23 protein-coding genes are annotated in these 19,851 nt (G+C 60.9%); 7 read left to right on the top strand and 16 right to left on the bottom strand.

Features of this window, described 5'->3' with window-relative positions; genetic code table 11:
- Window position 1: 1 nt before the first annotated feature.
- The 8 genes from ACV22Z_RS10055 to ACV22Z_RS10020 all read right to left on the bottom strand — a co-directional run bounded on the left by ACV22Z_RS10055 (window position 2) and on the right by ACV22Z_RS10020 (window position 6,961).
- A complete protein-coding gene (locus ACV22Z_RS10055) occupies window positions 2-997 on the bottom strand; it encodes a major capsid protein (protein WP_448076145.1) in 996 nt (331 codons plus the stop codon).
- Window positions 998-1,070: 73 nt separating this feature from the next.
- Entirely contained in the window at window positions 1,071-1,415 is a 345-nt protein-coding gene (locus ACV22Z_RS10050) for a head decoration protein (protein WP_448076144.1), read from the bottom strand.
- A gap of 30 nt (window positions 1,416-1,445) precedes the next feature.
- Window positions 1,446-2,522, bottom strand: coding sequence for a head maturation protease, ClpP-related (locus tag ACV22Z_RS10045; RefSeq protein WP_448076143.1), 1,077 nt, complete (start codon window positions 2,520-2,522; stop codon window positions 1,446-1,448).
- Window positions 2,519-4,009, bottom strand: a complete 1,491-nt coding sequence (locus tag ACV22Z_RS10040) for a phage portal protein (RefSeq protein ID WP_448076142.1) — start codon at window positions 4,007-4,009, stop codon at window positions 2,519-2,521. The genes ACV22Z_RS10045 and ACV22Z_RS10040 overlap by 4 nt, the downstream gene beginning before the upstream one ends.
- Window positions 4,006-4,212 (bottom strand): phage head-tail joining protein, encoded by a 207-nt coding sequence (locus ACV22Z_RS10035; RefSeq protein WP_448076141.1) that lies wholly within the window; start codon window positions 4,210-4,212, stop codon window positions 4,006-4,008. Before ACV22Z_RS10035 ends, ACV22Z_RS10040 begins: the two co-directional genes overlap by 4 nt.
- Before the next feature lie 9 nt (window positions 4,213-4,221).
- Window positions 4,222-6,210, bottom strand: a complete 1,989-nt coding sequence (locus ACV22Z_RS10030) for a phage terminase large subunit family protein (protein ID WP_448076140.1) — start codon at window positions 6,208-6,210, stop codon at window positions 4,222-4,224.
- Window positions 6,173-6,742 (bottom strand): MarR family transcriptional regulator, encoded by a 570-nt coding sequence (locus ACV22Z_RS10025; protein WP_448076139.1) that lies wholly within the window; start codon window positions 6,740-6,742, stop codon window positions 6,173-6,175. Before ACV22Z_RS10025 ends, ACV22Z_RS10030 begins: the two co-directional genes overlap by 38 nt.
- Before the next feature lie 90 nt (window positions 6,743-6,832).
- On the bottom strand, window positions 6,833-6,961 hold the full coding sequence (locus ACV22Z_RS10020) for a hypothetical protein (protein WP_448076138.1): 129 nt from the start codon (window positions 6,959-6,961) through the stop codon (window positions 6,833-6,835).
- 207 nt (window positions 6,962-7,168) lie between these two features.
- Between ACV22Z_RS10020 and ACV22Z_RS10015 the strand changes: the two genes are divergently transcribed.
- Window positions 7,169-7,477: a hypothetical protein gene (locus ACV22Z_RS10015; protein ID WP_448076137.1), complete on the top strand. Its 309-nt coding sequence runs from the start codon at window positions 7,169-7,171 to the stop codon at window positions 7,475-7,477.
- Here ACV22Z_RS10015 and ACV22Z_RS10010 read toward each other — a convergent pair.
- From ACV22Z_RS10010 to ACV22Z_RS09980, 7 genes are all read right to left on the bottom strand, one after another.
- The gene (locus ACV22Z_RS10010; protein WP_448076136.1) at window positions 7,428-7,778 is read right to left on the bottom strand and encodes a hypothetical protein; all 351 of its coding nucleotides are present in this window, start codon (window positions 7,776-7,778) and stop codon (window positions 7,428-7,430) included. The genes ACV22Z_RS10015 and ACV22Z_RS10010 overlap by 50 nt on opposite strands.
- Window positions 7,779-7,861: 83 nt before the next feature.
- Window positions 7,862-8,380, bottom strand: a complete 519-nt coding sequence (locus ACV22Z_RS10005; RefSeq protein ID WP_448076135.1) for a macro domain-containing protein — start codon at window positions 8,378-8,380, stop codon at window positions 7,862-7,864.
- A gap of 219 nt (window positions 8,381-8,599) precedes the next feature.
- Window positions 8,600-9,373 (bottom strand): hypothetical protein, encoded by a 774-nt coding sequence (locus tag ACV22Z_RS10000; RefSeq protein WP_448076134.1) that lies wholly within the window; start codon window positions 9,371-9,373, stop codon window positions 8,600-8,602.
- Between the two features lie 222 nt (window positions 9,374-9,595).
- A complete protein-coding gene (locus tag ACV22Z_RS09995) occupies window positions 9,596-12,103 on the bottom strand; it encodes a VapE domain-containing protein (RefSeq protein WP_448076133.1) in 2,508 nt (835 codons plus the stop codon).
- Between the two features lie 279 nt (window positions 12,104-12,382).
- On the bottom strand, window positions 12,383-12,766 hold the full coding sequence (locus tag ACV22Z_RS09990) for a hypothetical protein (protein WP_448076132.1): 384 nt from the start codon (window positions 12,764-12,766) through the stop codon (window positions 12,383-12,385).
- A gap of 1 nt (window position 12,767) precedes the next feature.
- Window positions 12,768-13,295, bottom strand: a complete 528-nt coding sequence (locus tag ACV22Z_RS09985; protein ID WP_448076131.1) for a phage regulatory CII family protein — start codon at window positions 13,293-13,295, stop codon at window positions 12,768-12,770.
- 88 nt (window positions 13,296-13,383) lie between these two features.
- Window positions 13,384-13,611 carry a hypothetical protein gene (locus tag ACV22Z_RS09980; protein WP_448076130.1) on the bottom strand — a complete coding sequence of 76 codons (228 nt, stop codon included), beginning with the start codon at window positions 13,609-13,611 and terminating at the stop codon, window positions 13,384-13,386.
- A gap of 115 nt (window positions 13,612-13,726) precedes the next feature.
- On the opposite strand from ACV22Z_RS09980, the gene ACV22Z_RS09975 reads away from it, so the two are divergent.
- The 6 genes from ACV22Z_RS09975 (at window position 13,727) to ACV22Z_RS09950 (ending at window position 17,159) form a co-directional block, all read left to right on the top strand.
- The gene (locus tag ACV22Z_RS09975) at window positions 13,727-14,236 is read left to right on the top strand and encodes a helix-turn-helix domain-containing protein (protein WP_448076129.1); all 510 of its coding nucleotides are present in this window, start codon (window positions 13,727-13,729) and stop codon (window positions 14,234-14,236) included.
- On the top strand, window positions 14,181-14,627 hold the full coding sequence (locus ACV22Z_RS09970) for a hypothetical protein (protein ID WP_448076128.1): 447 nt from the start codon (window positions 14,181-14,183) through the stop codon (window positions 14,625-14,627). Before ACV22Z_RS09975 ends, ACV22Z_RS09970 begins: the two co-directional genes overlap by 56 nt.
- A 137-nt stretch (window positions 14,628-14,764) precedes the next feature.
- Window positions 14,765-14,983, top strand: a complete 219-nt coding sequence (locus tag ACV22Z_RS09965; RefSeq protein ID WP_448076127.1) for a hypothetical protein — start codon at window positions 14,765-14,767, stop codon at window positions 14,981-14,983.
- A gap of 37 nt (window positions 14,984-15,020) precedes the next feature.
- The gene (locus ACV22Z_RS09960; protein ID WP_448076126.1) at window positions 15,021-15,395 is read left to right on the top strand and encodes a beta-hexosaminidase; all 375 of its coding nucleotides are present in this window, start codon (window positions 15,021-15,023) and stop codon (window positions 15,393-15,395) included.
- Complete coding sequence (locus ACV22Z_RS09955) at window positions 15,395-16,750, top strand: ParB/RepB/Spo0J family partition protein (RefSeq protein WP_448076125.1); 1,356 nt, start codon at window positions 15,395-15,397, stop codon at window positions 16,748-16,750. Before ACV22Z_RS09960 ends, ACV22Z_RS09955 begins: the two co-directional genes overlap by 1 nt.
- 175 nt (window positions 16,751-16,925) lie before the next feature.
- The gene (locus ACV22Z_RS09950; RefSeq protein ID WP_448076124.1) at window positions 16,926-17,159 is read left to right on the top strand and encodes a helix-turn-helix transcriptional regulator; all 234 of its coding nucleotides are present in this window, start codon (window positions 16,926-16,928) and stop codon (window positions 17,157-17,159) included.
- Between the two features lie 332 nt (window positions 17,160-17,491).
- Here ACV22Z_RS09950 and ACV22Z_RS09945 read toward each other — a convergent pair whose 3' ends face one another.
- Window positions 17,492-19,471 carry an ATP-binding protein gene (locus tag ACV22Z_RS09945; RefSeq protein WP_448076123.1) on the bottom strand — a complete coding sequence of 660 codons (1,980 nt, stop codon included), beginning with the start codon at window positions 19,469-19,471 and terminating at the stop codon, window positions 17,492-17,494.
- Window positions 19,472-19,851 lie beyond the last annotated feature (380 nt).

The raw sequence follows: 19,851 nt of genomic DNA, 5'->3' as shown, positions 1-19,851 counted from the left end.
GTCACACCTTCAGCTTGACGATCGCCTTCGGGCGCGTGCACAGGTGGATCGGGTTCGACTGCGCCTCGATCTCGACACCCTTGCCGAAGTCCATCAGCTCCTGCTTCGCGTAGTACGGCAGCCCGGTCGTGTTAACTGCCTCGACGTAGTCGGCCGGCGCGAAGCGCGTGATAAACAGCTCCGGCACACCTTCCGGCACCGCATACGCCTCGTCGTCAGCCACATAGCCGATGTCGCCGACGCGACCGCGATAGCGCTCGAACGTGCAGCCGCCGAAGTCGAACGCTTCGCGCGCATCGCCGCGCAACTGCGCAGCCATTACCGAAGCGAGATACGTTTCCTTCACCGACTTCGCAGAGATCAGCTTGTTCCAGAAATTGCGGCCACAGAGCACACGCACTCCCGTGTACGCCGTCGCACCGAGCGCGTCCTCGATTGCGTCCTGGACCTCGACGCACTTCGTGCGAATTTCCGTGTCAGCCTTGCCCAGCTCGAACTGGATCACGGTCTGCTCGATGTTGAAGTACTTCAGCAGATCGATCAGCACCGTCTTGCCGTCCGCGTCGAGCACCGCACCCTTGATCGCGCCGATGCGATGGAATTCGTGCGTTGCATCGAGCTGGCGGCGCATCTTCGCGAGCCGGCGATTCACGACCGTTTGCAGCGCCTCCAGCTCGGTCTCCGAACCGAACGCGCGCAGGTTCTGGATCTCGTCTGCCTTGATAGCCGCGCGTTGCGGCAGGTGCACGGTATTGAACGGGATCATGCTGCGCTTGCTGCCACCCACGACGGCAGCCGGCGAACCGCGCTCGCCGGCCGCGACGAGCGACAGCGTGTCGCCGTCGCGCTCGATCTGGATCGTTGTCGTCGTGATGCCGTCCTCTTCGAACAGCCCGAGCGTGCCGATGCGACCGGGAACGTACGGCTGCTCGTTGATCGCAGCACTCAGGGACGACAGCGAAAACGCATCGTCTTGAAACAGGGCGATATCCGCCATACAACCTCCGACATGAAAATGGATACAAAAAAGGCCACGCGCAATGCGTGGCCTTGAATGGCGCCTGATGCGATCAGCGAACGATCACGTGCCGCTCGGCGAGATCACCGCGACCGGCGGCATCCAACCCGGCCAGCAGCCCGCCAGCGACCTCGGCGAGCCGGACGATCCCCGTCGCCGGACGGGACGATTCGGACGCCGCCAGCGGGGCGTAGAGAATTGCTGCCGCGACTTCAGAACCGTCATTTGCCCCGTTGTCGTACGGCGCATACTCGCCGGTACTCGTCACGCCGAGCACCTGCCCTGCCGGCAGCGCAGCGCCCGCCTTGACGACGATGCGCTCGCGCGAGATCTGTCCGTTGCCCTCCGACACGAGAAATTCGGCCGGCAGCACCCCTTGTTGCTTCACGTTCGACATGAGTTTTCCCCTCCTCGGGTTACGTCAAAGTTACTTGCCGCTCTTGCGAGCCGCGTAGATCGATGCCGCACGCGGCGCATTCGCGACCACGGACGCGTCTTGCGGCGCAACCGGGGCAGCACGATGGTTGATCGGCTTCTGCGACGCCGTCACGCGCTCGAACAGTCGCGCGCGAACCTGATCCGGCGTCAGACCGTCCGCGACGAAGCCGGCAGTCAGCTCGGTCAGGCTCGCGGCCAGACAGATGCCCGCGATGTCCTGTGCGCTGCGGATCGCAGCGTCGACCGTCGCGCGGTCGCGCAGGCCCGTCGCCAGCACGATGCCCTCGGCGCAGTGCTCGATCCGCGCATCACGACACGTCGCATACACATGCGACGCCAGCGCCGTCACGTCCGGCGTCTGTGTCGACTGCGGCGCAGGATCGGCCGGCGGATTGGGTTGCGGATCGGGCGGCGGCACCTCGCCGTCGTCCTCCAGCACTGCCCGGATCTCGGCAGGCACCGCCGAGAAGCGTGCTGCGAGCCGCGCTGCACCCGCGTACGCCGCGATGCGAATCGGATCGGCAATCGCGTCGCAAAACCCTTGCTCTTTCGCTTGCGCTGCCGTTAGCCAGGTCTCGGCATCCATGATCGCGCGGACCTCCTCCTCGGTCCGACCGCTGCGCTCGACGTAGGCCGCCAGCATGTTGTCGGACGTGCTATCGAGGAGATCGGCGAGCTTGCGCAAATCTCCCGCTTCGCCGGCCGCAACCGTGTGCGGGTTGTGAATCATCAGCATGGCGTTCGACGGCATCTCGATCGTGTCGCATGCCATCAGAATCAGCGACGCGGCCGACGCGGCAACGCCGTCAACGCGCCCCGTCACCTTGCCAGCATGCCGACGCAGCGCGTTGTAGATCGTGAACGCGTCGAACACGTCTCCGCCCATCGAGTTGATCGCGACGACGATCGATGTCGCGGTCGCCGCCACCTCGTCGAGCTTCGCAGCGAACAGATCAGCGTCGGTACCCCAAAATCCGATGTCACCGTAGATTTGAATCTCGGCCACCTCCCCGCCGTCCGCATTCGCTTGCGCACGGATGTCCCACCACCGTTTCTTCCCTTTCATTCGCCATCCCCACTAGAAAGATCGCCGGCCCCGTCGACCGGATCGAGCGTGTCATATCGAATCCCGAGCCGACGCTCCCGCGCGAGATCGTCCGCGTTCTCCTGGTCGACCTGCTCCGGATCGTCACCTCGCGCGAGCACTGCACCCGATCGGCTCGCCAGCCCGGAGCGGATCTCCATCCGCTTCGCGGTGACGTCCTGCACCGGATGGATATACGGCCAGCCCTGCGGCACCCATCGCACGCGCAGATAGTCGCGGCGGCTGCGGTAGTAGTCCGGCATCGGCATCGCGCCCGACAACGCGCACGCGTCCACCCACCAGCGCCAGACCTTCCGGCAGAACTGGTGAATGAACACGTTCCACTGGATCTGTTCGACCGATCGCCGGAACTCGTTCAAGATCACGCGAAGCACACGATCGCTGACATCACGCAGATCCCCCGTCATGACTTCGTACGGCATGCCGACCGATGCCGCAGCCGCCATAAGTTGCTGTCGCATGAACGGCCCGTAGTCGGTGCCTGCTCCCGGCGGCGCAGCAAATTTGACGTCTTCACCCGGAGCCAGCTCCTGCATGCTCCCCGGTTCGAGCGACACGACCGGCGAGAAGCCGTCAACGTCGTATTGCATTGCGCCACCCGTGACCGGATCACCCATCATTCCCGGTTCGGTCGGTGGCTTCGTGATGAAGCCGGCAAAGAGGTTGCTGACCTCCTGCCGAAACAGCACCGCGTCGTCGAAGTTGTCCAGCGACTTGAGCCGCAGCAGCACCGTCGACAGCTCGGGAACGCCGCGCACCTGTCCGGGCCGAAGCGCGAGGAAGACGTGTGCGATCTCGTCGGCCGGCACGCGAACCGTCTGCATGTTGTTCATCGACGCACGGCCATACTCGCCGGGGTGACGCTGCAACAGGTGATACGCAGCCCGTCGACCGTCTGCATCGAACTCGACGCCGTTGACGATCTCCCCGCCCGTCACGATCTCGTTCTTCTCCATCGGCAGCAGGTCGCCTTCGAGAAGCTGGATCTGCATTGGGACAGATAAACCGTCGCGCAGACTGCGCAACCGGCGACGTACCAACACCTCGCCGTCGCTGAAAAACGCGCGCGCGGCGAGCGTCTGCACCCCGGCGATGTCGAACAGCTCGTCCGCGTCGATCTCCTGCCCGCTGTCCTCCCAAAGTTGCTTTTGCATCTTGCGCACCGCATCGTTCGGATGCTGCGGATGCGCTTGGATGCCGTTGCCGATCGTGTTCGAGACGAGCCGGGTGATCGCCGTTTTCGCCCACGGGTCGTTACGGATCGCGTCGCGAGCGCGGGACCGCATCAGCGGCAAGCTTTGCACCGCCGCCGCATTCGGTCCCGCGCCCGATACCCGCCACGACTTCGCGCGTGCCCCGACCGTGCTCGCCGACTCGTAGGCCGCCGCCTTCAGCCGCGTCGGCACCACGAATCCGCGCTGCGCGAGTGACGGATAACCGCGCTTCATCGCACCCCCTTGCCCGCATGACGAATCCGGACGATCGACGAACGTCCGGCCACCCCATTCAGGTCTCGAATGATCTCGGTACGCGCTTCGCGCAGCTCGGCGATCGAGCGATACTTCACGCGCCGGTCGGCATACTGCACCTCCAGCTCGCCCTTCGCGATCGCGGACTGGATGCACTCCAGATCCTGCCTTGTGTATCCCATGAACGCCTCCTAGCGCCGCGTCAGATAGGTCGACCGTCCGATCCGACGCCCCTGAATACGCGAAACCCCGCTCAGTGGCGGGGTTTCGGCGGGTTTTGCTTCCTGCGGCGACGGCCGCGGAGCATCTGTATCTTCCGGTGCATCGGGTGGGTCCGGCAGCGGGTCAGCCGGCAATGCCGACGGCAGCGTTTCCAGCACAGGAACAGCGTCGAATAGCGACACCTGGGACAGGCGCTGCTGCTCGATCTGCCAATGCACCTCAGACATCAGGTGCACCTTGACGCAGCGAGCCGCATGCAACGCGTAGCCTTCGCAGTCCAGCGCCTCGTTTCTTGCACCGGCCTTCTTCTGCCACACGCGCTTGCCGCCTCGCGGCCCCGGCACCTTGACCTCGGCCGTGAGCTGCGACAGGTAGTCGGCCCGCACCTCGCGATACCAGTGCATGCGGCCCGGCCCATCGCCTTCGAGCTTCAGTCGATTTTCGAGTATCAGATCCTTTGCTCGGCTTACCCCGACCATGTAGGGACGCAGTCCGTACTTGGCCGCCTTGCTATTGTTCCGCGTCGAATCGATCGATGCCTTCGGTACGCTGAAGATCTCCGCGTCGACGTTGCTGCTACCTTTGACGGCCATGACGTTAAAGCCGGCCTGCTGCGCCGCTCGCACATACTTGTATACGGCGTCCGACGTCGAACCGTCCGACGAGTCGATCGACGTTGCTCGCACACGCAGCAGGCCGCCGTTTTCATGCCGGTATGCGTGCGTGAGAAGCGTCGTCAACGCGCCCCAAACACCACCCGTCAACGGATCTTCCTGTTGCTCGAGTACGTTGCCGTGGATCTCGCCCCACGCGACGAGCCAGCTTTCCTCACCGCGCCCCCATGCCCGCAGGATGATTGCGAGCCGGTCGTGCTGTACGTCGACGCCCAGCGTCAGCAACAGACCTCCTGCCGGCACCGTGAATGCCGCGTAAGGCAGCGCTCGCTCGGCGAGCACGTCCAGCTCCGGCAGTTCGCTCTTGTATTTGTACGGCCGCCCCTGCGAGTTGTTCACGAACGATCGCATCTTTGTGTCGTCGCCCTCGCGCAGCGCCTTCTCGGCCGTCAACCATTTCTTCACCAGCTCGGCCATGGTTGAGCCGGGGAACGGCGAGACCAGCTCGTTGATACGAAATCCAGCGACACCATGGAACGGCGCCGTCGCAACCCAGCGCCCACGACGTACCGCGCGAATGCGCATCGAATCGTCCCACAACGTACCGCAATGCGGGCAGGTATATCGGGCCGACCCAGGACGCGCCCGGCCGAAGACCTCGTGCGCGACCTCGGTGTCTTCGCTCCAGGTCACGTTCTCCCATGCCAGCTCATGTTCTTCACCGCAGTCCGTGCACGGGACCAGATAGACACGCTGATCCGAAGTCGAATACGCCTGCTGGATTCGCGACAAGCCGTCGACGGTCGGCGTGCCACCAAAGATGACTTTGCGGCGACTGGCCGAATAGCTCTTGGTCCGCTCCTCCAGCAGCGTGATCGAATCACCCTGATCACGCACGTTCGTGTTTGCGTCATCAGGTTCTTCGACCGCCACAACCGGGGCTGGGGTCGATTTGACTGCACTGGGCGAATTCGACGTCACGAACTTCAGGAACCCACGCGAGAACGTCTTGTGGTACCACAAGTTGTTCTTGTCCCGACGAGACTGGATCGGCAGTTTCGACAACAGCCGAGGCGTCACCTCGATCATCGGCGCGAATTTCTCCTTGCTGAAATCCTTCGCCGCCGCCTCCTTCGGGAACATCACGATCATCGGGCATGGATCGACGTCAATGCGCTTGCCAATGTAGTTCAACAGCACCCCGTCCGTCCAAGCAACCTGCGCCGATTTCATGCAGACCACCTTCTGCACGGTCGGATCGTCAAGCGCGTCGTGCATGCCAAATACCCACGGCGTGATGTTGGGGTTATAGCGCCCCGGCTTCGCCGCCGCTTTCGCATTCATCCGGCGATGCCGTCGTGCCCATTCCGTCGTCCCAATCCGTTCCGGCGGACGAAGTAATCGAGCGAGCCGGCGAATCACTGCTTGAACCGTCTGCGCCGTATCGAGATAGCTGCTCAAGAAATTCATAGATATGCTCGTTCAACCATTCAACGTCGACGTCGACGCCGTACAACGTTCGCAGCTCCTGAACCAGATTGTCTGGCAGCGCGAGCAGTTCGGTTTGAAATGCGGTAACCATCTCACCGTACGCGTGTTCGAGCTGCTTCACATTGACGAGCTGTCCCTTCTTCTCCGCCAGCGTGAGCAGCTTGAGCTGACGATCGACGCGCTCGGTCATCGCACGTTCGGCGACGAGATCAATCCCGGCTTCACTTCCACGGCCGGCGGCGATTTCGCGCAGGTGCCGGATGTACGCAACGCGGATCTCGTCGATCGACGCTGCACGGTAGTCGAGCCGGACCTTATCGACGAACCGCGAAACGGCCGACTGATCAAGGTCCAGGTGCTCGGCGATCTGCTGCTGAGTCGGCATGAATATGACCCCCTATGGAGACTCGCCAGTAGAGAAAAAGCGCGGGTCTGCAGCCCCGCGTCTCGGCGACCCCTGAGGGTCCCCGTCTGCTCAAAAAGTAGGCATCCCCGACTGGATCGTGAGATCCGCGATCGCGCGGTCGCCCGCACGGTCCAACGCCCACACGATGCGGTCCATCGCATCGTCAAACACGAAGCACCGCGCGGTGACGCGCCCCATGCTTCGATCTTCATCCCACGTCGACCAGACCTCACGCGGCCCGGCGCTCGCCGACTCGATTCGCATTTCAGCGCCCCAATACAAAAAGCCCCGAACGCGTTTGCGATCAGGGCCTGCTTGTCCGATTTATGAGATACCCATTCGGGCACCAGAATCCGCCGTGTCAGAATGCGACCTCGGGGCCAACCACACAACACCGGAGCAATAATGGATAAGCCGGAAATTGAGCAACTTCAGGCGGAAGTTCACCGACTTCGCGCCGAAGTACAACTACTCATCAAAGGTATGCAGCTTCGCGATGCGAATGTCGCAGCCACCACGACCATTGTGCAAGCGCTTGCGAATCTCACGATGTTGTCGCCGAACTCATGGGAGCCGCTAGCCGCCGTGCTTCGCGAAGCGTACAAAGTTCGCCGCGACCAGTCCGGTGTCACTGCTCTCTATCGAGAGCAGTTCGACGCCGCGTTCAGAGCGACGCTTCCTGATCACCTAAAACCGCTCGTGCTGAAAGATTAACTCTTTCCCGCACACGTACTTCACTTAACGCGTCTGCGATCAGCCCCGAGCAGACGCGCGCCCGGACCATGTCCGGGCCTTGACTGTCCCAGCGCGCAAGTTCGCACTCGGCGAGGCTCGCAGCGCACAATAGCGCTCCCATCACACGCACCAGAAACTCAGCCATATCAGCATCCGCACAATCCATCTTGAGATTGCCCATATTGCTGTCAAATGCCCAAACAGCCGAACGCTGACCATCAAAAATTTCTACTCGCACGATACCCCCAAATTCAAATGCCCCGAGCGAGTGAACGCTCATTACCTTTGGTTATTCATTTCTCACAGCACGGTGACAACGGCCCCGCCATCACGTCGTCGCCGCTGGTCGTCTTGCCGATCAGCTCAGATCAGATCCTCGACAACGATCTCGCGGTACGCGCGTAGCATCTGCGCAGCCGCCTGAACCGGATACATTCGCCCGACGCCGGTTCCCATACCTGGAGCGAGCAGGCTCTGCATTCCCCTCATCCGCGCAATGCGAAGTGCCGCGCGAAACGCACGATAGGCGTTATCGGTATCACCGATGAGCGCCGGGACGCGCATCGTCGGGGCTGCAATCATGATTGGAATAGCCCGGTCGCCCGTTTCAATCGCGACGGCCTCGCCGACCGGCAATTCGCAGCCGGGTCGATCCGCGATGCACTGGATCAATCGCCGCTCGGTCGACAAGCCGAAGCGGCGGCGGTAGAGAAGGTCGATTCCACCGTCCATCCAGCCGAAGCTATTCGCCGGACTGACGATCGCGTCGGCGGACTGGGTCAGGATGTCGGTACGCAGCACGGTCACATCGGAGACGCCCGCGAACGCTTCAGCGAACGATTGATACAGCGGTTCAATAACCGCGCAGAGAGTCAGTTTCATGTCGAAGGCCCAATACAAAAAGCCCCGAGGGCTTGCGCACTCAGGGCTTTGGAATTTATTTCGTAGGGACGAACGCCCCCACACAACCTAACGGGCTCCTCATATCGTTGTTTTGTCCCGAGAGGTTTGCACGACTAACGCGCGGTGCCAGCGAATATCCAGTAACGCGGTAAAGGATGTCCGAAGTTTACGCGATCTGCTCTTGGAATGAAAGATGTTTCATTCTCGCAATTGACGGCGCATCGTGTCAGACACCGAACCGTCGACTGCATCGAGCAATCCGAGCATGTCGTGAAAGCGCCATGACCAATTGCGTCGGTACTCCTTCAGAGTCACGCCGAGCGCTTGCGCACGCGCTGCGTCGTCGATAGGCCGCTTTCCGGTGCCGCCGCAATCGGAGCAAATGTGCCGCCCCTTGACATCCGAAGTCGGCGTCAGCGTTACGCGTCCCATACCGCTGCATACGCCACATCCTTCGTACTCCCTGAAAACGAGCGGCCCGTTGCGACCGTGATAGAACGGGATGCGCTCCTCCGAGACACACACCTTCCCTCTGCCAGCGCAAACCAGACATCGCGTCGTGACCTGCGGCAATTTAGGCGATCGGCGAATGACGCCGCGTCCCTCGCAGGTCACGCACTGATCGTTGACCCACTCGTCAAGCAAGCGCAAGGCAAATCGCTCGATCACGTCCACGTTCGCACGCTCGACAGCATTCCCGGCACGCTGTTCGCGACGCTCGTCGCGCTTCATTCCGGAGAACTTGCCACGCTTGAAGCGCCCTGAGGTTCGCATCATCTGCGCCAACAATAGCGTTGCACGTCGAACCATCTCGGGTTTCGCCTGTTGCGCGGCCTTGATCCGGACCAGCAAGCGACCGAGATCGTTCGCAAAGGCGAGTGCGCCCAAAGTAACTTTCGGATCGGCAATCGGGTCGGTGAACTGACCACGAACGCTCATTGCAATGCCTGCCCGCTCTTTCAAATCGATCACGACTCTCTCCTAATCGTCCTAATGTCTCAATGTCCCGAGGGAAAAGGCTTGCAGGGGTGCGCGCCTGCGACATGCGCGACTTGCGCCGCTCACGTCGCGCATGTCGCGCCCCTGCACCCGCGCCCGAGACCGCGCCTTGGGACGTTGGGACATGGGACGTCCACGGCGCGCCAAGGCTGGTCAAGTGGCGCGCCTGCCGTGCAGGCACAGCGCGCCATGCCATCACAGCGGACTGTCGTCATCACCCGCCGCGACCAGTTCACGCTCGACTTCCGGCTCTTGTTCTTCGTGCACGTAGTACCAGCCACGCGAACCGGTCGACTCGCGCTTGCGCACCCAACCGAGCGACTTCAGCGCCTTGCCGATGCGGCGCTGTTCTGCCAACGTCCATTTCGAAGTGTCGAGCTTCAGGATGTCCGCGAGGATTTCTTCCATCGTTGTGCGTGTCACGAATTCCAGGGCCTTGGCGATCTTGTCCTCGTACACGTCGCCCTCGTAGCGCTCCGCTTGCTCGATCTCGAACAACGGGCGTTCCTGCTCGTTCACGTGCCACACGACACCCGAGCGGTACAGGTGCACGGCCTCTGCCCAAAGCTGATCACGCACGGCCACGATGCCGTCGATGTCGACCAGACCACCGACACGCAGCGGCCAGTAGCGCCGGTTGCCCGATTCGTCCTTCAGGTACGTGTCGAAGTTGACGGAGCCGGCAAACACGCACTGGCGCGGTACGTCGGTCGCACGCTTGCCGTAGAAGTTGCGGAACCGGTCGACGGCCGTCGCGAAGAAGCTCTTCACGGCCGACGAGTCCGCCTTGTTCAGCGAATCCAGCTCGGCCAGCTCAATCACCCACTTGCCGGCCAGCACCGCGTACGTATCCTTGTTGCCGATCTGGATCGGCGTATCGGTGAACCATGGAGCGCCGGCCAGCACCTTCAGCGCCGTCGACTTGCGCGCCCCCTGCTTGCCTTCCAGGATCAGCACGTTGTCGACCTTGCAGCCCGGCTCCATCACGCGCGCGACGGCCGCGATCATCCATTTCATGAACGCGAGCTGCACGTACTCGCTGTCGGCCACGCGCAGGTACGTCGACGGCATCGATCGCACGCGCGGCACGCCGTCCCATTTCAGCCCTTCGAGGTATTCGCGCACGTCGTGGAAGTGAGTCGCGTCCGCAACCAGCAGGACCGCGTTCATCACGATATCGGTACGCACCGAAAGGCCGTACCGTTGCGACAACCAGAGCACACAGCGCTGATCGTCCATATCGGTCCACTCACCCGTCGTGCCCTGCGGGAACGGCGGCGCACAGCGCTTCATCACCCGACCACCAAAGTCGTCCTGCTCGATGACGCCCTGCCATTCCTTGTGATTCGACAGGATCAAGTGGACGTTGCCGAGCGTCGGCAGCAGCGTGCCCTTGTCGGAGCGCGCGAGATCCTGCTCCCACGTGTGTGCGCCGTTCTCCGCCTCGCGGCCTTCCCATTCCGACTGTTTCGCGGCAGCGGACGTCGCGACAGGCTTCGATTGCGACGCGTCCGCGGTCGACATGGCGATCGACGCCGACCGGATGTCTTCGTTCGCTGGCGCGATGACGCGCAAGATGGCCTTCTGCATCTGCGCCTCAACGGTCTCGAAGCCCTCTTCGACGTGCAGGTCGTTGAAATCGGTCAGCTTGCGCTCGCCACGATTGGTGAATACCGGATAGACGACGCTCACGTCGTCGACCTCGGCTGCCGCCTCGTACGCGCGCTTCAGACCGGTGTTCTCGAAGCGCTTGCGACGAAGCGGCATCACATCGTTACCGTAGCTCACCTCAACATACGGCACGCCGTTGTCGTCACGACGACGCGACGCGGCGATCATGTACCACGTGTTCTTCGCCTCGATCCGGACCGGCTCCGCACCGAAGACCAGTTCGCCACGGAAAGCGAATTCATCGGTGAGCCAGTCGCGCATGCGCTGCTCGATCTTCCAATCGTCGTCGGCGCAGACCAGCACGTGCAGGTCCGGGTACGTTGCACGCAGGTAACGCACGGCCGGGAGGATGCCGCCCGCGTCGAAGCAGATGTCAACCGCGAACGCGTCGTCGATCGCCATACGGATCGCGCGCGCGGTCGCATAGCCTTCGGCGACCAGCACGATCTGGTCGTCCGCGCCGACCTCGCCAAGCAGATACGATGCGCCCTTCTTCTCCATACCCTTGTTGAAGCGCTTCGCGCCGTCTGGCGTGATCTTCTGCAGGCCGACGAGACGCGCTTCGTCGCCATATTGATACATCGGCACGAAAATCATGCCGTCCGCGTCGAAGCGCACGCCCTCGGCCGTGATGTGCTTGCGCTCCAGGTAGGCGGACTCGCCATGCTCGGTTGCACGGCTCCATTGATCGCGCGCCCTGTTCGCGGCGAGCTTCGCTTGCCGTGCCTCATGCTCGGCCTGCTCGCGCTCGGCCGCTTCCTGGCGGCGACGCGTTTCCGCGAGCGCTTCCTCGCTCAGCGGTGCGCCGCTCCATTCGAAGCGCTCGGTGCCGGGATCGTCGCCCGAGAAGTGTCCGAACGTGCCGCCATAGCCGATCACGACACCTTTGCTGACGACCTCGCGCAACTGATACCAGTATTTCTTGCGCGGGCCGTACCGATGATGTCTGCCGTCTGCGACTGGATGGCCGGCGGGCAGGTCAGGATGACCCGCCGCACGCAATTGCTGAATGATCTGGTCAAGTGTCGCCATACGAAGATCTCCTCTCGAAAAAAAAGTAGGTTTGGCCGCGTGCTGCGGCCAGATCACAAATCAGTGGACCGCGCCTGTAACGAGCGCTGCGTCGCGTTAGTGCCCACACCCGCCAGCGAGCAAAGCGATCCGAAGATCCCGTGCGAGCTTGTGGGAAAAGTTGCGCCAGATACCCCGACCGGCGGCATAGCATTGCCGGCTGGTCTGCACGCGGAGGTAATGCGACGTGCCTCGCCGCAACGCACTGCTGGTTCCGTTCACATTCATTTCGGCCTCCGGTTATTTCCCGCGCAGTCGACGCCACTCAGCGGTCATGCGCTCGTCGAATGCGGAAAGGTCGGCTGCGCAGAGTAGGCCGACGATCTGATCGCGGAACGCATGACGCTCCGCCTTGGTAGGCAGCGCCGCACACATGCGAGCAGCGGCCACGTTGAATGCGCCAACTCGACCGATGCGCTGCGCTTCCGCGAGGAACACGGCAATGCGATCGGGAAACGTCGACATCACGTCAGCAAGGAACCGGACTGCCTGATCCGGAGCGGTATCGAACCGATGGGCGAGCGCTGCCGTTGCGCATGCGAGCTGTTGAGCGCTTCCGCAGCACAGCTCAACCTGCTCACGCGCCACGCGGCAACACCCCATGCCGGGCTTGAATCGCTCCATATCAGCGACGACGGCGTTTTGCGAGGTTGCGGGCTGCGTGGATCAGCCTCTGAAACAACCGCTGCCCCTTGCGCCCCGTCGCGATGATCTCCTCGGCCTTGCGGTCGTCGATCCGCTGATCTTCGAGCGCACGAGTCACGTCGTCAGCAACGCGGCCGACGTGCGCCTGCAAGTGCAGCGTGGTTGAGACAAGATGCATCGTGCCCGGCTCAAGCGCTTCGTCTGCCCCGTGTTCGTCGACGTGCTCGGCAACGAGACCGAAACGAGCATTCAACGCGTGCAGAGCATCGAGCGCGTGTCCCGTTGCTTCTGCCTTCTCCTGCATCCACTCGACGAGCAGCTCGAACATCTCCATCGACAAGCGGCTGTCGCCGACGCCACGCAGGCGCAGACGCAATGACTCAGTCGTGACGCTTTTTCCGCGCCGTACGGTCAGATAGTTCGCCGCGTCGGCGACGCCGCCGGGCGTGTTTCGAACGGACGTGTAGAGCACGTCCAGCCATTCGGTACTGTCGTATCGGCAGGTCATCGTTGGAATATTTGGGAATGAAGGACTTTCATCCTGTCGCGAGCCGCACGCCCTACTTACGATGCAACCCATGCGACAGAACGAAAAATCAATTTGCAGCAGTGGTCGAGAGAAGATCGTGCCCCTTGCAGCTCTCGAAGTAGTCGAAGAGAACTTGTACGGTCGATATGCGCGGATCGAGATGAACTCGCAACGCGATCTTCGTTAGGGTTTGGTACGGAACGCCGCAATTACGAGCGACCGCTGGCCACTCGCCCTTCGCAGCATCGAGATGACGCAGCACGGTCGTGAGCATTGGTTCGTTACGCGGCGACATAGAGCGATCCTGAGATGAAAACGCCCCCGATAATATCCCTACGGGGATATTTATTCAAGAAGTCGCTTGCCTCAATATCTCGCAAGGGATTGTTCTTTTTCGGCAATATGCACGCATGAATAGGACGCCGCTACGAAAAATCTTGGCCCGGAATGTTCGCCGTCACATGGAGACGCACGAACAAGTCCGCACCCAAGTGAAGCTTGCAAAAGCAGCAGGGCTTGCGCAGAGCAGCATCGCCCGCGTCCTTAAAGGTGAAATCGACACGCAGCTCTATGTGATCGAAGCACTGGCCGATGCCATTGGCGTCACCGCGAGCGCGCTTCTTACAGACAGCGAATCCGAGCAGGAGGTGCTTCGCTTTGACCGCACCCGTGTCGCCACCCTTCCTGCGATCGAAAAGGCAAAGATTGAGAGCTTTATCGAGTTCGTCATAAGCCAGTCGGACGTGGCACATGTCGAACAGGACGGTTCGGTAAGCATCCAGGAAGACATTCCGGCAACAGCCGGATCGAAGCGGCGCGCAAGTGTGGCCGCTCAACGCCCATTATCAAATGACCCGTTGAGCGATGAAGAATCAGTCCACACCACCAAACCCCGAGCGCACCGACGACAAAGCAAGTAACGTCTACGTCCTTCTCCGCCACAACCCGCGATCGCGCCATCGCGCGATACGCCAGTTCCTTCGCGACTTAATCAGCCGGCACGAAGCGGCATCGGCCGTTGCTGTCGCGTGCGTGATCGTTCAATCCGACGGGGCCGTCAACATTTCCGCCAAGGGAATGGACTCAGATTTGGCTGGAGACGTACTCGCCGGCCTTGACCGACTGTCAGCTCGCATTCGCCACCAGATTTCGGGAAACGTTACAGATCGTGAACGCCAGCGAGGCTTCGCAGCATCAATCGTGCTCGCCGCGCTTGCGCTATCGGTGTCCGCCTACTTCAACCCCTTCCCGTGGCTCGATAGCCTGATCGTGCTGACAGCACACTTGATCGCGAAGACCACGAAGCAGTAAGACCACCCCCTCAACTCAAACTCACTCCCCCGTAGGGATATTCTTCGAACTAAATATCCCTATGGGGATTGACACACAAATATCCTTATGGGGATACTCCGGTGTCGCGTCATCCGACGCTCAACCGGAGAACCACCATGAAAACGACCGATCTGCACACGGATACCCGCCGGGAATGGCTCCGCAACGAGCAAGTTCCTCGCATTACCCCGTCCGAACCGGCCCGCCAAAGCAACTTTGAGAAGTCGAAGATGTTCCGCTGGACGGTCGTCGCCGCCCTGCTGTTTGTCGTCGTGAACGTGTTCCAACACGACCCGGTCGTCGCGCCGACGACCGCCTACCACGTCACCGCCTAACTACCCCGATCCTGCCGGGGCGACCGCCCCCGGCGTCATGGAGACCACCATGCCGCGTATAAAAGTCATCGCCGAACCCCTTTTCGATGTCGAGCGTCGAGATACCCTCTCGCTGCGCAGCGTTGTGCGTTACGACCGCAACGCAAAGCGTCCGACGACTCCGGTCCTCATCGGAAAATTCGTCGTCGGTCGTCGCCCGCTGGGCGACAGCCTCCACACGCTTTACATGATCCTCGACGGGGCAGAGATCGCGGGCACGCAGATCTCAATCCCGAGCGAAAGCGATTGCGCCAGCGCGATCAAGCGCTTGCGTGAAGCGAAGCGCGCGGCGGGTATGGCAGCATCGGATGCGATTAACAAAGCAAAGAGACGCGGCAAGACCCGCACTGCGACGACGCGGGAGGTAGCGTAATGGACGACCGCACGCAACAACTCGACCTGACCGCGCCGATCCCGACCGGGAACATCAAGGCCGCAGCAGCCGCAGCCGGCGCCACGTCGGCAGACCTGTGGATGGTCCCTTACGAGCAACTTCACTATGACCCGGCGGACAACGTTCGCACGGTTGATCCCGAGTGGGTAACGCACCTCACTGCGCTGATCGTCGAGAACGGGTACGACAAGGGATCCCCGCTGCATTGTTACGCGCGGAAGGTCGACGGAAAGGATCTGCTCTACGTCTACAAAGGTCAGCACCGCTACGTCGCGGCCGGCAATGCAATCAAAGCCGGCAAGCAACTCGGCAAGATCCCCGTCGTCGTCCGTGACGCCAAGACGGTCAACCGCGCTGATATGGTGATCGACGGCTACCTCAGCAACGACAGCAAACGGTCGTCACCGCTTGAGCTGGCTGCCGTCGTTGCCGAACTGCGCGACATTCACGCCATGACCCTCGCCGCGATCTGCAAGCGCTTGAATATCACCGACCAAACGATCCGCGACGTCGCCCTGCTCGAACGCGCGCCGGTCGAACTGCACCAGATGGTTCGCGACGGCGCGGTCGCTGGCACGCTCGCGATCGAACAGATCCGCGAACACGGGGCAGACAAGGCACTCGATCGGCTGAAAAAAGGTGCGGCGAAGGCCGCCGCGTCTGGCAAGGCCCGCGTGACGAAGAAGCACCTCGATGCCGCACCGGTGCCGACAACGGACGCGGACGTGCCTGTTGAGACACAGGCGCCGGCGCAGGGGTCGAGCCGCCCGGCCGGGGCCACGTCCACCAAGATCAGCGAACCGCGTGCAAAGCAACTTTTGCAGGCACTGCAGTCTGTCCTGCATGACCCGTGTTTCGGAAAGCTTTCGCCGGGAACGATCGAAGGCGTCCATCACGCGCTGAATGGCCTTGAGGATCTGCTCGATCTTCCGGAGCGGCAGACGAAGCATCCAGTCCACGTCCCCAACAAGTATGGCGTGTACGCGGAGTGCGAAACCCTGCGGTCGCCCAAGAGCAAGAACCCGCGACACGCAGATCGCCCCGCCGAAATTCACATTGCACAACCGGAAGAGGGAGCATGGATCCAGTCGTTCACGCTCCAGATTCAACCGGGCTATATCGGTGGGTTGCCCTCTGTACGCCAGGACACAATCATCCACCCGACGCGTGGCGAAGCAATCCGCGACGCAGTCGCCCACATCGCCCGCCTCATGCAGCACGCGGATCGCGCAAAGTCAAAGGACGCCCCGATCGTCAACGCATGGCTTGACAGTCTGTATACGATGCCCGACCCGGACTGGACGGCCGAAATGGCACAGGAGGCAGCCAAATGACCTCGCGCCCGGCCCTATCTACCCCACGTCCGCTGCCGCGAAAGCGGGAACACGCGAAGAAGCGCCCTGCTATCTCACTGGCGAGCGTTAACGGCACTTCGATGCAGTCGAACAGCAGCGGGCTGACGCCCGCAAAAGCGATCCAGATAGACGAAGCCTCGGCGGAGATGATCGAATGTCAGCGCCGAGCAATTCGAGGTGTGAAGTGAACAATCGGACAGAACGCCTACTGCGCCTCCCGACAGTCCTCGAAATGGTCGGCCTCGGCAAGACAACGATATATGACATGATGAAGTCTGGCGACTTCCCCAAACCACGACGTGTCCGCAATCTATCCCTATGGGTTGAATCTGAGGTACAAGGATGGATCAGGGCGATTTCATCGCCCTCTGCATCGGCCGGCCAATAGACCGGAGCATCACCAAAAGAACGGACGGACACCCGTCCGTTCTTTTATTTCGCAGTTCTATGTGGAAAATGAGAGGCCTCTACCGACCCGAAGGCGTCGTTCGACCGCGGGAAATCGAGTGGCCGGTCAGCGAGCCTCACCGGCCACCCGCCCCACGGTTGCCGTTCGAATTTCGTTGACCGACGACTGCCTTGTAACGCAAAGCGGTCCCTGCTACTGAAGCCTGTAGTTTCTCGCGCAGGATAGCGTCCTATTGCGCTCGAAGTTGTTCGACGAAATCCGCATACCCCACCGCCCATCTCTCGCGGCTCATTCGGTGGTAGCGCTCTTTTTTAGTGTTCGACCTGTAACTCTGCAACCAACTCCTCTCTGCTCGCGTCGGCGTAGTCATCGCGCTTGAGTTTAAGGTTATCGAGCATAAAGCCGTGCGTCAGTTCGAAGCCATCAAGCAGTGTGTACCAGTTCATGACATATAGCTTCATGCGCGGGTCATCAGTCACGAGGCCTGGGTCGTTGCGCAAGACGTGAGCGTTCAAACGACTGGTGATAATGGAGTCCGCAGAGGAAATCTGGCGCCCAAGGAGAATGAGCTCAAAGTGCATCTTGTCTGACTTGAACTGTGGCTCACTAGCGATGATTTCCGCGTAGTCCTCGAGCTGCCGAAGGTGCTTCTTGTTAAGCGATATCGCTGGCCGTTTTATCTCCACCACGATGCATTTGTAGACCCTGTTCCCCAGTGAATCAAAGGCGGGAAACTTTCGCGCCATGAAGAGGTCGACTTGCCGCTGTGCACCGGAAAAATCTGCCTCTTCATCTACGTCTTCCATGCTCAGCGGAGACCTTGCCATGACTTCATCTCGCATGCGACGAACAATCTTAGCGAAGGTGTCCTCCTCCGCGCCTATGGTCTCGTAGCGCGGCCCGAACAGCCATGTGTTGCTCTCGATAATCTTTTGCAGGTCAGGCGTCTCGAGAACCTCGCGGTAGTGTTCATTCATCACATACCGCAACTGCTGTACTGCGGTAGCCCGTCGTTGCAGCACCTCGATGCTAGCGACGATATTTTCGAGCGTTGTGCGATGCAGTTGCTTCGCTAGGTCTTGCATCGCCTTCGCATCAAGGTCGAGCGCGCTTTCTAGCAGATCGAACAGGGCGTCGTTCTCATTCGATATGGCGAGCCTATCTAGAAGTCGAATGATGAGCTTCGCCTGCTTCTTGGTGGTGTTATGGAAGACGCGGGGTTCAGCGATGTAGATGTTTCGCACCAGATCGCGGGTATGCTGGTGCCGCCATGCCTTCTCCGTGTCATCCATTCCTGCGTAGCTCGGGAAGTAGCCTTCATCTTCGTAGCCCTGCACGACCTCCTCGGCTCGTACGCGCAGGAAATCGTCATAGATAGATTGGCTCAAGCGGTCCAACTGTGACTTGAATTTCTTCCAGGTTGACGATGCCGGTGTGTGCGCTTCCAGAGTCAGCAGATCCTGCTCTTTCGAGAAGGTGTCAGCCCATGCCGATGTCACGCATATGCTGGTGAAAAAATTGGGCTTCTGGTTGAGCGAGCTCAGCACTTTGTAGACCGGTGCACCACTGGAATTGAGCAGGTATAGGTATGACTTCTCCGAGGTGGGTCGTTTCTCCCAGCGAATCACCTGAGCTTGGAAGATAGCGTCCTCGGCTGAAATTTCCTTCTGAACCGTTTCATGTTTGGGAACCAGAACGGGAATTCCGTTCAGCATCACCTGCTTCTCCGGATGCACGACAAGGTACCAGCCGAACTCGGCCGAGAACTTCTCGCGAAGCTCGTCCAACTCCGGCAGAGCGCCCGTGAAATGCGTGAGCTCCACCAGTGTGCCCTTTCCTTGCGTCAGTAGCACCTGCTTCTGCTCGGACCTCTCCAGAAGCCGCCCTTCAAAATCTTTAATGGTCGGTTCGGCGACGTCGATTACTGCATCGACGTTGTTGAACCTGGTGAACCATGATGCGTTACGGCAAATCAGATGGAACGCGAGGCGCCCGCGACCATGCTCACCTTTCATCGAGAGGTTGGCCTTCTTCGCCGAGTCGTTGAAGCTACCAAATGTGTCGTTCAAGGTATCGAACTCTATGCCGTCACCATTGTCCAGTACGGCGACATGCTCCACGCCGTGCATATCGTTCTCGACCACTGTGACAGATACGAAGCTCGCGGCAGCATCGAAGCCATTCCAGACAAGCTCGAACAGCGGTTGCCAAGGCTCCACATTCTTGAAGTGCTTCTTGATACCGGAATTGCCGATGGCGGCGCTACCCTTGAAGGCAGTATTCTTTTTCATCCGTTCCCCCGTCATATTTCGGACGATTTTTGCATAATTCCTCGGGTGGAGGGGGGACCGTTCCCAAGCTGAAGTCGACATTTGGGTTCTAGAGTGCTGACGTCTGCAACTGGCCTGCCGGTCGGATGCAGTTGGCCGCTTTCGAATGTGCCAATGACGTTCGAATGTCGAAGCCACCCTTCCGTCGACCGTCGCGTCATGGCCGACTGCAGACATCTGTCGTCGCGCGGGTGTAGGTACATCGCCAACTGTTCGTTGGACTCTTTGCCGCGCTTCCCCCGGCATTCCGCAATGAGCTATTTCTATCTCAGCGTCAAGCCCATAAAAAGCGGGTATTACAGCGGGTACCCCAGCTCGAACGAAATAGACTTTCCGTTTAA

The organism is Burkholderia sp. PU8-34 (genome assembly GCF_053427725.1).
The sequence above is the reverse complement of the archived record's forward strand: the minus strand, read 5'-3'. Positions and strand labels throughout refer to the sequence as shown.

Bases quoted from the DNA above. Each gene is read 5' to 3' on its own strand.
- ACV22Z_RS10055 (WP_448076145.1), bottom strand. From the start codon at position 997: ATGGCGGATATCGCCCTGTTTCAAGACGATGCGTTTTCGCTGTCGTCC.
- ACV22Z_RS10050 (WP_448076144.1), bottom strand. From the start codon at position 1,415: ATGTCGAACGTGAAGCAACAAGGGGTGCTGCCGGCCGAATTTCTCGTG.
- ACV22Z_RS10045 (WP_448076143.1), bottom strand. From the start codon at position 2,522: ATGAAAGGGAAGAAACGGTGGTGGGACATCCGTGCGCAAGCGAATGCG.
- ACV22Z_RS10040 (WP_448076142.1), bottom strand. From the start codon at position 4,009: ATGAAGCGCGGTTATCCGTCACTCGCGCAGCGCGGATTCGTGGTGCCG.
- ACV22Z_RS10035 (WP_448076141.1), bottom strand. From the start codon at position 4,212: ATGGGATACACAAGGCAGGATCTGGAGTGCATCCAGTCCGCGATCGCG.
- ACV22Z_RS10030 (WP_448076140.1), bottom strand. From the start codon at position 6,210: ATGAATGCGAAAGCGGCGGCGAAGCCGGGGCGCTATAACCCCAACATC.
- ACV22Z_RS10025 (WP_448076139.1), bottom strand. From the start codon at position 6,742: ATGCCGACTCAGCAGCAGATCGCCGAGCACCTGGACCTTGATCAGTCG.
- ACV22Z_RS10020 (WP_448076138.1), bottom strand. From the start codon at position 6,961: ATGGGGCGCGTCACCGCGCGGTGCTTCGTGTTTGACGATGCGATGGAC.
- ACV22Z_RS10015 (WP_448076137.1), top strand. From the start codon at position 7,169: ATGGATAAGCCGGAAATTGAGCAACTTCAGGCGGAAGTTCACCGACTT.
- ACV22Z_RS10010 (WP_448076136.1), bottom strand. From the start codon at position 7,778: ATGAGCGTTCACTCGCTCGGGGCATTTGAATTTGGGGGTATCGTGCGA.
- ACV22Z_RS10005 (WP_448076135.1), bottom strand. From the start codon at position 8,380: ATGAAACTGACTCTCTGCGCGGTTATTGAACCGCTGTATCAATCGTTC.
- ACV22Z_RS09995 (WP_448076133.1), bottom strand. From the start codon at position 12,103: ATGGCGACACTTGACCAGATCATTCAGCAATTGCGTGCGGCGGGTCAT.
- ACV22Z_RS09990 (WP_448076132.1), bottom strand. From the start codon at position 12,766: ATGGAGCGATTCAAGCCCGGCATGGGGTGTTGCCGCGTGGCGCGTGAG.
- ACV22Z_RS09985 (WP_448076131.1), bottom strand. From the start codon at position 13,295: ATGACCTGCCGATACGACAGTACCGAATGGCTGGACGTGCTCTACACG.
- ACV22Z_RS09980 (WP_448076130.1), bottom strand. From the start codon at position 13,611: ATGTCGCCGCGTAACGAACCAATGCTCACGACCGTGCTGCGTCATCTC.
- ACV22Z_RS09975 (WP_448076129.1), top strand. From the start codon at position 13,727: ATGAATAGGACGCCGCTACGAAAAATCTTGGCCCGGAATGTTCGCCGT.
- ACV22Z_RS09970 (WP_448076128.1), top strand. From the start codon at position 14,181: ATGAAGAATCAGTCCACACCACCAAACCCCGAGCGCACCGACGACAAA.
- ACV22Z_RS09965 (WP_448076127.1), top strand. From the start codon at position 14,765: ATGAAAACGACCGATCTGCACACGGATACCCGCCGGGAATGGCTCCGC.
- ACV22Z_RS09960 (WP_448076126.1), top strand. From the start codon at position 15,021: ATGGAGACCACCATGCCGCGTATAAAAGTCATCGCCGAACCCCTTTTC.
- ACV22Z_RS09955 (WP_448076125.1), top strand. From the start codon at position 15,395: ATGGACGACCGCACGCAACAACTCGACCTGACCGCGCCGATCCCGACC.
- ACV22Z_RS09950 (WP_448076124.1), top strand. From the start codon at position 16,926: ATGTCAGCGCCGAGCAATTCGAGGTGTGAAGTGAACAATCGGACAGAA.
- ACV22Z_RS09945 (WP_448076123.1), bottom strand. From the start codon at position 19,471: ATGAAAAAGAATACTGCCTTCAAGGGTAGCGCCGCCATCGGCAATTCC.